Genomic DNA, 12,509 nt, shown 5'->3' on the forward strand with positions numbered 1-12,509 from the left:
GGTCAGCTCCTCACGAGGGTCGCGGCGGCGGGCGCGGGGACGCGTTCCGCGAGCGGGATCACGGCGGGGAGCGCCTCGGGCGGCTCGCCGAGCAGCACCCGCCTGACGACCCGCTCCGCGGCGCGCCCGTCGTCGAACTCGCAGAACCGCTCCCGGAACGCGGCCCGCAGAGCCGTGGACTCCGGGCCCGCGTACGCACCGTCACGGAAGACGGCGGCCAGCTCCCCGGGTGTGCGGGCGACCGGTCCCGGCGGCTCGGCCATCAGGTCGAAGTAGACGCCCCGGGTCTCCCGGTAGACGTCCCAGTCCTCGGCGTACACGACGATCGGCCGGTCCAGGTTGGCGTAGTCGAACATGATCGACGAGTAGTCGGTGACCAGCGCGTCGGCGGCCAGGCACACGTCCTCCGAGGAGCGGTGCGCGGTGACGTCGATGATCCGGTCCGAGTTCCGGGGGCGGCCGCCGTCGTAGAAGTAGTGGGCGCGCAGCAGCACCACCACGTCCTCGCCGGCCGCCTCGCAGAACGCCTCCAGGTCCAGCCCGGTCTCGAAACCGGTGTGGTGGTCGCGGTGGGTCGGCGCGTACAGCACCGCCGTCCTGCCCTCCGGGATCCCCAGTTCCTTCCGGATCCGGATCACGTCCTCGGCGGTCGCCGTGCAGTACACGTCGTTGCGCGGGTAGCCGTACTCCAGCTGCTCGTAGCCGCCGGGGAAGGCGCGCTCCCACATCCGGGTGGAGTGCCGGTTGGACGACAGGTTGAAGTCCCAGCGGTCGACCCGGCCGAGCAGCTTGGTGAAACTGCCGGACTGCGCGGCCACCACCGGGTATGTCGACTGGTCCACGCCCATCTTCTTCAGCGGGGTGCCGTGCTGCGTCTGCAGATGCACGCTGCCGGGCCGCTTGACGACCCCCTCGGCGAAGTTGGCGTTGTTGACCAAGTACTTCGCCCGGGCCAGCACCTCCCAGGAGCGGTGGGAGCCGATCACCGCATACTCGACGTCCTTCGGTACGGCGTGCTCCTGACCCGCCTCGACCAGGAACACCGAGCGGATGTGCGGGGCGAGTTCGCGGGCCTTGGCGTGGATGGCGGCCGGATTGCAGGCGTAGCCGCGGCCCCAGTAGGCGCAGTACACGGCGAGGCAGGGGTCCAGCGGGCGGCGCAGCTCGCGGGCGTAGCGCAGCCGGGTGCGCAGCATGCGCGGGCGGGGCAGGCGTTCGGCCGAGCGGGCGGCCGTCCGGTTGGCGCCGCGCAGGGCGCTGAAGGCGGTGTAGGCGCCCGTCGCCAGCAGCCGGTGCTGGACGCCCAGGCTGCCGCCCGGCGCGCGGTAACCGGCCGGCCGGTGCCGCCGGTAGAGGCGGCCCGCCCGGCGGAAGAACGCCCGGTGCCCGGAGGTCAGCCGCTCCGGACGGGACGCCGTCTTCAGCACCACCGCGAACAGCTGCTCGAACAGCGGCCCGGTCCGCTCGGCGGGCAGGGCGCGTTCGGCCGCCCGCGTCAGCACCAGGTCCACCTGGTCGAGCAGGGCGTGCTGGTGCGGTCCGGGCAGATTGAGCCGGCTGCCCTGCCGGCGCAGCCGGTGCCGTACGACGACCCGGCGCAGCACCGCGATCCGTCCGGCGGCGACCGTGGTCAGGCCGCCCCAGCCGAGATCGGTGAAGTGACTCTCGGGGAAGACGAGTTCGTGCGCGGTGAGGAAGCCGCGACGGTGGACGGCGCTCCACGCCGGCAGCTGGACGCCGGTCAGCCCGGGCAGCTCGGCGGGGGCGAAGGCGCCCTTCGGGGCCTTCGCGAGCAGCGGGGCGGCCGGGTTCGTCGGTTCGCCCTCCCACCACGGGGTCCGCTCGTGCTCGACGTACAGCACGTCCACCCCGCCGGCCTCGGTCAGACGCGCGTCGACGGCCTCCAGCGCGCCCGGCAGCAGCAGGTCGTCACCGTCGAGGAACAGCACGTAGGCGCCGGTGGCCGCACGCATCCCCGCGTTGCGCGCCCCGCTCAGGCCGGCGGACGGCGGCGAGTGCACCAGGGTCACCCGGGAGTCCCGGCCGGCGTACTCGGCGGCCACCTCCGCGGCGGGGGCGTCGGGCGCGTCGCAGACCGGGATCAGCTGGAGGTCGCCGAAGGACTGGCCGAGAACCGAGTCCAGCGCCTCGGACAGCCGGCCGGCGACCCCGTGGGACGGGACGATGATGCTGAAGCGGGGCATTCTGTTCTTTCTGTCGTCTTGCGGACGCGGCCGGGCCGTCCCGCCGGACGCCAGCTGGACGGCCGGCTCGGCCGGGGCCGTGTCGAGCCGAGGGGCATGGGAACTCCCGGAAGGACCAACGGTGTTCAGTGGCTCTCGGTGACGGGAACGGGAGCGGAAGGTTGCGGCACGGTGGCCAGGGGGCTGCGTGCGCAGGCCGACGGCGCCGGCTTCCGCTCCGCGAGCGGAATCACCGGTGGCAGCTCCGTCTCGCCCAGCACCACCCGCCGGACGACCCGCTCGGCGGCGCGTCCGTCGTCGTACGGGCAGAAGCGCTCCCGGAACGCCGCCCGCAGCTGGGCCGAGCGCGAACCGCGCCAGTGGCCGGTCGCGAAGATGTCGATCAGCTCGTCCTCGGTGCGCGCCACCGCGCCGGGCGGGCACGCGTGCAGGTCGAAGTAGGTGCCGCGGACGGCCTCGTACGCCTCCAGGTCCGCGGTGTGCACCACGATCGGCCGGTCCAGGTTGGCGTAGTCGAACATGATCGACGAGTAGTCGGTCAGCAGCGCGTCCGAGGCGAGGCACAGGGACGCCACGTCCGGGTGGCCGCCGACGTCGATGATCCGGCTGCCCGTGCCGAGGGAGCCGCCGTGCGCCGGATGGGGGCGGGCGAGGACCACGAAGCGCGGGCCCAGTCGGCGCAGGATCCGCTCCAGGTCCAGGGGCGGGCGCTGGGTGCGGTGGTGGTCGCGGAACGTCGGCGCGTACAGGATCGCGACCGCCCCCTCGGGGATGCCGAGCGACTCGCGCAGCCGGGTCACGTCCGCCGTCGTGGCCCGCTGAAGGACGTCGTTGCGCGGGGCGCCGTGCTCCAGGGTGGTGTAGCGGCCCGGGAAGACCCGCTCCCAGGTCAGGGTGGAGTGCCGGTTGCCGGACAGGACGTGGTCCCACCGGTCGACCTCCCGCAGCAGGTCCCGGAAGTCGGTGTCGCGGGCCGCCGCCGGGCGCTCCCGCAGGTCCAGGCCCATGTGCTTGAGGGGGGTGCCTCGCCGGGTCTGGACGACGACCTGGCCGCGGCGCTTGCGCAGCCCGCGGTCGAGACCGGTGTCGTGCACCAGGTACTTGGAGCGGGCCAGCGCCGTCCAGCAGGCCGCCGAGCCCGGGCGCAGCCGGCGCGGCCCCGGCGGCACCGCCTGCTGCTGCTCCGGATGGCCGATCCACGCCGTGCGGACGTGCGGCGCGTACGTCCGGAACGCCTCCTCCAGCGCACCGGGGTCACCGAGCCCGAAGGCCGCGGTGAACACCGCCCGGTCGGCGCGCAGCGGCAGCCGCAGCTGGACGCGGTAGTGCAGCCGCAGCGCGCGGCCCCGCAGGGCGCGGGCCTGTTTCACGGCCGCCTTCCCCGCACGGCGGCGGACCGCCGCGGCCAGCCGGAGCACACGGAACGTGCGGTGCAGGCCATGGCGGACGAGGGTGTGCCGCAGCCCGCCCCGCGGGCCCGGCACCCGGTAGCGGAGGTAGTGGGCGCGGGCCCGGCGCAGGAAGTCGCCGTGGCTGCCACGCGGCAGCCTGCCCCGCTTGGTGAACACCACGGCGTAGTGGTCGACCATCCGGCGGAACAACTCGGGCCGCCAGCGGGCGAGCTCGGGACGCTCGGCGACGAACGCGAACACCCGGTCGTACTGCTCGAAGAGGTCGAAGTGCTTGCGGCTGGTGGTGCCGAGGATGTTGCCCTGTCTGCGCTGCCGGTAGTGCACGCACACCCGGTCCAGGGTGGCGATCGACTCCGCCGTCATCAGCACCGGGAAGGTCCAGGGGGTGTCCTCGTAGTAGCCCGGCGGGAACGCGAAGCCGTGCGCCTCGACGAACTCCCGCCGGTAGGCCTTGTTCCAGGCCACCATCAGCACCCGGAGCAGCCCCGGCCGGTCCTCCAGGCGGAACGGCGCCGGGCCCTCCTCGGTGAGCTGCGCGGACAGCTGGTTGCGGACCGTCCGGCCGTCCCAGTACGTGCGCGCGTAGTCGTAGACCAGGAGGTCCGGCTCCCCGGTCTCCTTGATCCGGTCGGCCACCGCCCGCAGCGCGTCCGGAGTGAGCGTGTCGTCGCTGTCCAGGAAGACCAGGTAGTCGCCGCTCGCCTCGGCCATGCCCGCGTTCCGGGCGCGGCCGAGGCCCTGGTTCTCGGCGAGGTGCACCGGCTTCACCCGCGTGTCCCGGGCCGCGTACTCGTCGATGATCGCGCCGCAGGCGTCGGGCGAGCAGTCGTCCACGGCGATCACTTCGAGATCCGGATACGACTGCGAGAGCACCGAGTCCAGGCACTCGGACAGGTACGCCTGGACCTTGTACGCGGGGACGATGACACTGAACCTGGGCACTGGACATCCATGGGTCGGTCGGCGCGGGCGTTCTGCCCGGGAACGGCCGATGGAGTGAATTGGTTACGGCCCGTACGGCATGTGGGCTACATCAGGTGAACGCGAAGGGGCGGGCGCCCGAAGTCCCGCCCCTCGCCGGACGGCCGTTGCGTGACCCCTCGGGCGGCCCCGGCGCGGCTACTTGACCGCGCCCGCCATCACGCCCGACACGAACTGCCGCTGGAACGCGAAGAACACGGCCAGCGGGATGACCATCGAGATGAAGGCGCCGGGCGCCAGCACGTCGATGTTGTTGCCGAACTGCCGTACCTGCGTCTGCAGGGCGACCGTGATCGGCTGTGTGCCCGACTTGGTGAACACCAGCGCGACCAGCATGTCGTTCCACACCCACAGGAACTGGAAGATGCCGAGACTCGCGATCGCCGGCCCGCCCAGCGGCATCACCACCCTTGCGAACAGCCGCAGTTCACCGGCGCCGTCCAGCCGGGCCGCCTCCAGCAGCTCCCGCGGGATCTCCGCGAAGAAGTTCCGCAGCAGGAACACCGCGAACGGCAGACCGAAGCCGACGTGGAACAGGATCACCCCGAGGATCGTCCCGAACAGGCCGATCTTCCCGAACAGTTCGGCGATCGGGATCAACGCCACCTGCACGGGCACCACCAGCAGGCTGACCACGCCGAGGAACCACCAGTCCCGGCCCGGGAACTCCATCCACGCGAACGCGTAGCCCGCGAGGGAGCCGATCACGACGACCAGGACGGTCGCCGGCACGGTGATCAGCACGGTGTTGACCAGGGAGCCGGTGATGTCGCCGTTCTCCAGCAGCTTCTGGTAGCTGTCCACGGTGAGCTGGGACGGCTCGGAGAACACCTTCCACCAGCCGCTCGCGCTCATGTCCTCCGGTGAGCGCAGCGAGGAGACCAGCAGACCGATGGTCGGCACCAGCCAGAACAGGCCCACGAGGATCAGGAACACCCGGACGACCCCGCCGCTCAGCCTCCCGGCGATCCGCGCCCCGAGCGACTGCCTGCCCTTCACCGCCGTGTCCGCCCGCGACACCTTTCCCACGCTCCCGGCGGTCGCCGTCATCGCCTGACCTCCCGCCGCAGCCGACGAATGTTGCTGTGCCGTCCCGGGGGACGACCCCCGGACCCCCGGCCGCCCTGGGGCGCGCGCCGGTTCATCGCCTGACCTCCCGCCGCAGCCGACGGATGTTGAACAGCATCACCGGGATCACCAGCAGCAGCAGGAACACCGCGATCGCGCTCGCGATGCCCGGCTGGCCCTCCGCGAAGCCCTTGCGGTACAGCTCCAGGGCCAGCACGTTCGCGTCGTCCTGGGAGGAGCCCGGCGCGATGATGTAGACGAGGTCGAACACCTTGAGCACGTTGATCATCAGCGTGACGACCACCACCGCCAGGACCGGTGCGAGCAGCGGCACGGTGACCTTGCGGAACACCTGCCACTCGTTGGCGCCGTCCACGCGCGCGGCCTCCAGCAACTCCCGGGGCACACCCGCGAGCCCGGCCGCGATCAGCACCATCGCGAAGCCCGCCCACATCCACACGTACGACCCGATGACGGCCGGGGTGACCAGGGCCGGGCCGAGCCAGTCGACACCGTTGTACGGCTCCCTGAAGTTGCTCGCCGGGAGCCTCAGCAGCGCCCCGTCGGCCTTCGCGGGCAGCGTGAACGTGCCGTCGTCGGCCGCTTCGGCGGTGGCCACGACCTCGCCGTCCTTCACGGCCTCGATCCGCATGCCGGCGTAGCCCAGCTCGGACGGGTCGGGGGCGCCCGGCTTCCCCACGCCCTTGCCGCGCGTGAAGTCCTGCCAGGTGGTCCCGGTGATCCTCGCCGGATCGGGCCGGGCGGCCACCGCCTTCTTCGCGTCGTCGGGCATCTGGTCGGGGGCGACGCCGACCAGCGGAAGCGTGACCGGCCGGCCCGTGTGCACGGGGGCCGTGGTGACGAAGCCGCCCTGGTCGGGCTTCAGCGGCGACTCGCGGCCCGGGTGCGCCCTGGGGAACGCCGACGACTGGGCGAAGGTGTCGTGGACCCCCACCCACACCGCGTTCGCGACCCCCTTGTCCGGGTCCTGGTCGTACACCAGCCGGAAGATGATCCCGGCCGCCAGCATGGAGATCGCCATCGGCATGAAGACGACCAGCTTGAACGCCGTTCCCCAGCGCACCCGTTCGGTCAGCACCGCGAAGACCAGACCGAGCGCGGTGGAGACGGCAGGCGCGAACACCACCCAGATGATGTTGTTCTTCAGCGCCGTACGGATGCCGTCGTCCGTGAACAGCGCCTTGTAGTTGTCGACCCCGGCGAAGCCGTCGCCCGAGGCGTTGTAGAAGCTGCGGACGACCGAGTACCCGATCGGGTAGACCACGAGCGCGCCGAGCAGCACCAGGGCCGGCAGCAGGAAGAGGGCTGCCACCGTCCTGCGGGTGCCGGTCACGCTCTTGCGGCTCTTGGGTGCGGCGGGGCCCGGTGGGGCCCCGGCCGCCGCTGCCGACGTCATCGGCGGGTCAGCTCCCGTTCCCGTAGGCCGCCGCCGCGTCCTTCTCCAGCTTCGCCTGCGTGCCCGCCACGTCCTTCGGGTTCTTCAGGAAGTCCTGCAGGTCCTTCCACTCGCCCTTGCCCGGGGTGCCGCCGAACGCCTGCGGAGCCTGGTCGGACATGTCGAAGCGGAAGTCGTCACCGGACGCGATCAGCGCCTTGGCGATCGTCTGCTGCACCGGGTTCGGGTACGCCGAGTCCGGCACGTTCTTGTTCGGCGAGAGGTAGCCGCCCAGCTTGGCCTGGATGGTCGCCGCGTCCGGGGAGGCCAGGAAGGTGGCCAGTGCCTGCGCCGCCTTGGAGTCCTTCAGGATCACCGCCGCGTCACCGCCGGAGACCACCGGCGCGGACGAGCCCACCGCCGGGAACGGGAACACCTTCGCGTCCGTGCCCACCTTCGCCTTGGTGTCACCGATGTTGACCTGCGCGAAGTCGCCCTCGTAGACCATCGCGGCCTTCGGCTGGTCGCCGCCGGTGAAGGTCTGCGTCACGGACGCCGGGAACTCGGTCTGCAGCGCGCCGTCGGCACCGCCCGCCACGAAGTCCTTCTTGCCCCAGATCTGGGCGAGCGTGGTCAGGGCCTGCTTCACCGAGGGATCGGTCCACTTGATCTTGTGCTGGGCGAGCTGGTCGTACTTCTCCGGCCCGGCCTGGGAGAGGTAGACGTTCTCGAACCAGTCCGTCAGCGTCCAGCCGTCGGCACCGCCCACCGAGAACGGGGTGACACCGGAGTCGTACACCGCCTGCGCGGCCGTCAGCAGGTCCTGCCAGGTCTTCGGCTCCTTGGCGCCCGCGTTGTCGAAGGCCTTGGCGTTGTACCAGATCAGCGACTTGTTCGCGGCCTTGAAGTAGACGCCGTACTGCTTGCCGTCGACCTTGCCGATGTCCTGCCAGCCCTGTGAGTAGTTCTTCTGCAACTCCTTGAGCGCGTCCGCCCCGAGGGGCTTGGCCCATTTCTTCTCCACGGCCTGCTTGATCGCGCCGGGCTGCGGGAGCATCGCCACGTCCGGCGGCTGACCGCCCGCGATCTTCGAACCGAGGAAGTTGATGATCGGGTCCTGCGCGGGCACGAACGTGACCTTCGCGCCGGTGCGTTTCTCGAACTCCGCGAGGACCTTCTTGAAGTTCGCCTGTTCGGTACCGGTCCAGACGGCGGCGACCTCCAGGTTCGCGCCGTCCAGCTTCGGCAGGGTGACGGTGGAGCCGGTGGCCCCGCCGCTCTCGCCGCCGTCGTCCTTCTTCTTGTCGTCACCGCCGGAGCAGGCGGTGAGCGCCAGCGCTCCCGCGAGCAGAGCGGCGAGCGCGGTGGCGGCCCGGTGTGTCCGGATGGAGCTGCTCTTGCTGTGCATCACTTCCCCGTTCGTCGTTCTCCGTTGAACGTCGTTCGAAGTCGCTGAACATCAGAACTCTGTCCCGTGCGCTCCGGTGTACGCCGCGCCGCTGAAGGCGGGCAAGAGCGCCTGCGGTGTCGAGCACGGCATCGTGACCGGCTCGTGACCGGGGGTGTATGCGTGCCCCCGTACCGGCCGTCCATGCGTGCCGGTTTCCGGCCGGCATCGGCCGCCGCGGGGGAGGGGGCTACAGCAGCGAGGGCATCTCCACCGCCAAGACCTCCCGGGCCGCGCGCTCCACCGCGCTCGCCAGCAGGGCCAGGTCGGTAGGGCCGTTGCCCAGCTCCCGCACGGGCCGGCGGGTCGGCGGGTCCCCCATGCGCTGCCAGTCCAGCGGGACGACCGTGGGCCGCTGGGTCGCCGTACGCGGGATACGGCCCGTCACCCGGCCACCCTGGAAGTCGGTGGACCGCCCGTCCGGGTACGCCAGTCGGCCACGTCCCGGCGCCGGCTCGTCCGGCCCCGGTTTCACCGCGGCCAGCGTGACCCGCAGCGTGGCCCGGCGGGCCGGATCCGTCTCGGCCGTGCGGCCGCCGGTCGCGGTCGCCGCGACCAGGTGCACCCCGAGCCGCTCGCCCTCGCGGGCCACCGCCTCCAGCGCCCGCATCACCGAACCGGCGGCGGGCCGGCCCGGCGAGCCGAGCGGCGGGGTGACCAGCGCGTCCAGATCGTCGACGACGACCACGAGCCGGGGCAACGGCGGTGCGGCCTCCGCGCGTTGCCGTGCCGCCGCGCCCGGGCGCAGCCGCAGGGTGGAACTGGGCGGGCTTTCTATGTCACCGCCGGCGGACGTGCGCTGGGCGACGATCCGGCCCGACACCTCGCGCCCGGCGTGCCACTCCGCGAAGCCGGTCCGGCCGAGCAGTTCGGACCGCCGCTTCAGCTCGGCGCTCAGCGACTGCGCGAACTCCCGCATCCGTACCGGGTCGTTGGCGGCGAGGTGGGTGGTGACGTGCGGTATGTCGGTGCAGATCCGCAGTCCTTCGTCGCGCCCGGTGCCCGAGCCGACGCCGTCCCGGCCGTCGATCAGCACCACGCCCAGCCGGTCGGGCCGTTCGGCGGCGGCCAGCGAGGCGACCACGGTCCGCAGCAGCTCGGTACGGCCGCTGCCGGCCGGCCCCTCGATCAGCAGATGCGGTCCGTCGGCCACCAGGTCCGCGGTGAGCGGGCCGCGCGGACCGGCGCCGAGCACCGCCCGGGCCCGTCCGCCCAGCGCCTCGGTGTCGTCCGCCGCGTCCGCCCAGCGGGCCATCAGCGAGGCCGGGGTGGCCCGGGCCAGCCCGAGTTCGTCCAGCAGCCGCGCGGACCGCGGCAGCGGCGTGGCCACGCGCGCGTGGTGCTCGCCGGCCGGGCCGTCGGGGCGCAGCGGTGCGAGCGCCCGGGCGAACCGCTCCGCCCAGGCGGCGGAGACGGCATCCACGGCGCCTGTCGTGCCTGCGCCCACGGGGCCGCTCGGCGCCACCCGCATCAGATGCAGCGCGGACGCGACGTCCCCGCTGAGCAGTGCCACGGCACCGCAGTGCCGGAACGTCGGTGTCACCGCGCACGCGGCCTCGTACGTGCTCGTCACGGGGGAGGCGGGTGAGGCCGGGGCGGTCTCGGCGAGGCACACCACGTGGATCCCGGCCCGTGGTCCGGCCACGGCCAGCCGCGCGAGATCGTCCCGCAGCGCGGAGCCGCCGGGATCGCCGTCCACGACGACGACCGTGTACGGCCCCGGGAAGCCGGCACCGCCGGCGCCGGCCTCGGCGTCGTCCCTGGCCCAGGAGGGCCGCCGCCCGGCCCCGGCGGCGGGCCGCGCCGCCCGGTGCGCGAAGTCCTGTGCCCCGCCGCCGGGGAGGGGCGTGGACGGGCCGTCCGTCGAGGCGCCGGGTGCCGAGGGGACGGTGCCGGGCGCCGGGCTCGCGGACGCCGCCGCGCCGGTACGCGCAGGCAGCGTGCCGGTCCCGTCAGTACCGGCGGGGGACCCGGACGCACGGTCACCGGGGTCGCCCGCGTACGTGCCGTGCGGGAAGGAACCGGGCCCGCCGAGCGCCGGGTGGGCGGGCAGGGTCCCGGCCGGGGCCTCGCCCGCGTCCGGCCGGGCCGGGCCGGGCCGGGCCGCGCTTCGGCCCGTCGCCGCGTGGTCGTCGACGCGGCGCAGCAGTTCCTCCGTGCGGGCCGCCGCCTGCTCGCGGTCGTAGGCCAGCAGCAGGCGGCAGTCCTGGCCGTGGTTCGGCCGGACGTGCGGGAGCCAGCCCAGCCAGGACCACTCGGCCGTGCGCTCCTCCACAGGACGTGAGCGGTCCGCGCTGATCAGCACGATCTCCAGCAGGTCCGGGGAGTGCAGCGTGGCGATCTGGGCCAGCGCCGCGCGGGCCAGCCCGGACAGCCGGGGGCGCGGACCGGCCAGGCCCAGTGCGCCCGCCTCGCGCAGCGCCGCCGTCACCGGCACGGCGGGCAGCAGGCCCGAACCGTCCGGGGCGTTCCGGTCGGCCGTCCCGAGCCGTACGGTCAGCGTCTCCGGATGACCCGCTCCCCGTTCCCACAGCCGGGGCCCCGGGCCCAGCGCGGTCAGCAGCAGGGCGGCCGGGTCGGGCCAGGTCTCCGGCTGCGGCGGCCCACCGGCCGCCGGTTCGTCCACGGCCGGGACCGCCGGACGGCCGTCCGCCTCCGGGGCCGCCTGCTGCTCCGCCCGCCCGCCGGCGAGCCGCCGCGCCCACGCGCCGAGCCCGCGCCGCCGCGCTCCGTCGCCGTTTCCGGGAGGGGGCACGGCCGGCCCGGGGACGCCGAAACGCCCCGCATGCGTGTCCCCACCGGAACCCGTGACGGGGGTGCGCCGCTCGATGCTCGGCGCGCCGGCCTGCCCCGGCACCACCGGGGGCTCCCCGCGCCGATGCTCCCGGGCTCCCGCACCGGCACCGGAGGCGTCGCGGCCCACGGAACCGCGGGCGTGCCCGCCGGCGACGCCACCCGCGCCCGCCGCGGGGTCCCGCGAGGGCGGCGAGCCGGCGGACCCGGCCGGAAGCCGGCCTCCCGCGGACGCCCCCGCACCGGTGGGCGCACCCGGACCCGCATCGGTGCCGCCCGCCGGGGTGACCCGTACGCACCCGTCGCCGTCGGCCACCGTGCCGACCCGCGCCCCCGGCCCCCCGGACGGAGTGACCCGCAGCGCGGACTCACCGATCTTCAGCAGCGCTCCGGCGGGGAAAGGAACCGGCCGGCCGGTCACGCGGGTGCCGTCCAGGACCGTGCCGTTCGTGGAGTCCAGGTCGGCCACCGACACGCGGCCGTCGGCGCCGACGGTGACCGCGCAGTGCAGCCGGGAGACGTCGGGATCGTCGAGCGGGACGTCGGCCTCGGCGGAGCGGCCGACGGTGATCCGGCCGCCGTGCAGCAGATGGACCCCGCCCGCGTCCGGGCCGGCGACCACGTGCAGCTGGGTCGGCGCGTCGTCGAGCTCGGGGTGCGGCTCGGCCGCCGCGGGTCCGCCGAGGGCCAGCACGGCGCCGTCGACCAGCGGAGGCTCGCCGAGGGTGCAGCGGCGCGGGTCGAGGCGCTCGGTGCCGGCGTAGAGGACGACGGGGGAGCCGGAGGTGTCACGGCCGGTGCCGCCCTCGCCGGTGACCGCCGCGGCCAGTGCCGACGCGACCGCGGCCAGGTCCGTGCCCGTGGGCGCCGTGACCAGCACGTCGCGGCTCGCGGCGCGGCCCCGCTGCGGGGTGGGGCCCAGCGGGTCTACGACGGTCAGCCGGATCTGCATCGGCGTCAGCGGTCCCTTCTGCGCGGGTCTGCGCGGGCGCGGACTTCCCCCCACCCCACACGAGCACGTCGGCCAGTACTGGGAGGCATCCTCGCACCTGCCACCGACAACGCGCCCGGCACCCGGTGACAAGTGATCTTGATTGGTCGGCTCTGCCCCCAAAAGTGCCTGACCAGTGACGCACGCGCGATCAGTTGAGATCGGTCACGTTCACCACCCGGCAACCAGGAGACCAGGAGGAGCGTCTTTCCTTCGA

6 protein-coding genes are annotated in these 12,509 nt (G+C 73.8%); all 6 read right to left on the reverse strand.

The window, feature by feature from the left end; all coding sequences use genetic code 11:
- Nucleotides 1-2 precede the first annotated feature (2 nt).
- The gene (locus BLW57_RS23630) at nt 3-2,204 is read right to left on the reverse strand and encodes a bifunctional glycosyltransferase/CDP-glycerol:glycerophosphate glycerophosphotransferase (protein ID WP_093477242.1); all 2,202 of its coding nucleotides are present in this window, start codon (nt 2,202-2,204) and stop codon (nt 3-5) included.
- A 125-nt stretch (nt 2,205-2,329) separates the two neighbouring features.
- Nucleotides 2,330-4,558, reverse strand: coding sequence for a bifunctional glycosyltransferase/CDP-glycerol:glycerophosphate glycerophosphotransferase (locus tag BLW57_RS23635; protein WP_093477245.1), 2,229 nt, complete (start codon nt 4,556-4,558; stop codon nt 2,330-2,332).
- Nucleotides 4,559-4,735: 177 nt separating this feature from the next.
- Complete coding sequence (locus BLW57_RS23640) at nt 4,736-5,647, reverse strand: carbohydrate ABC transporter permease (RefSeq protein WP_093477247.1); 912 nt, start codon at nt 5,645-5,647, stop codon at nt 4,736-4,738.
- 91 nt (nt 5,648-5,738) lie between these two features.
- The gene (locus tag BLW57_RS23645; RefSeq protein ID WP_093477250.1) at nt 5,739-7,082 is read right to left on the reverse strand and encodes a carbohydrate ABC transporter permease; all 1,344 of its coding nucleotides are present in this window, start codon (nt 7,080-7,082) and stop codon (nt 5,739-5,741) included.
- 7 nt (nt 7,083-7,089) lie between these two features.
- A complete protein-coding gene (locus BLW57_RS23650) occupies nt 7,090-8,469 on the reverse strand; it encodes an ABC transporter substrate-binding protein (RefSeq protein ID WP_093477252.1) in 1,380 nt (459 codons plus the stop codon).
- A 229-nt stretch (nt 8,470-8,698) separates the two neighbouring features.
- A complete protein-coding gene (locus BLW57_RS23655; protein WP_093477255.1) occupies nt 8,699-12,253 on the reverse strand; it encodes an FtsK/SpoIIIE domain-containing protein in 3,555 nt (1,184 codons plus the stop codon).
- Nucleotides 12,254-12,509 lie beyond the last annotated feature (256 nt).

This window comes from Streptomyces sp. 1222.5 (genome assembly GCF_900105245.1).
GTDB classification, from domain to species: domain Bacteria; phylum Actinomycetota; class Actinomycetes; order Streptomycetales; family Streptomycetaceae; genus Streptomyces; species Streptomyces albidocamelliae.